This window comes from Halorubrum sp. SS7, assembly GCF_005435055.1.
In the GTDB taxonomy this organism is placed as follows: domain Archaea; phylum Halobacteriota; class Halobacteria; order Halobacteriales; family Haloferacaceae; genus Halorubrum; species Halorubrum salinarum.
Window position 1 is genome coordinate 1 of record NZ_SGXV01000230.1, and the last position, 292, is coordinate 292.

Here is a 292-nt window from a genome sequence, read left to right on the forward strand (position 1 = left end):
GAACATCGGCGACGCCACCCCGAAGGCGACGAACACCAGCAGGATCGTCACCTTGATTATCGTGAACACCGTCTCCGCCTTCCCGCTGGCGGCCGTGGAGACGGCGTTGAGCGCCACCAGTCCGAGCACCGCGACGAACGCCAACAGAAACCCGACCGAAATCGCTCGGTCCACGATCGGGAGGGCGACGGCTCCGACCTCTCCCGGCGGCGGAACGATTCCGTACACGTGGAGGAGTTCGAGGAAGTTCGGGGCGAACCCGAGCGCGTACAGCGCCCCCGCGATCATGTAG

Annotated in this window: 1 pseudogene; it reads right to left on the minus strand. The window is 65.8% G+C overall.

The annotated features are described in order from the left end of the window. Nucleotides 1-292: pseudogene (locus EXE44_RS21650) on the minus strand (amino acid transporter); the annotation flags it as partial.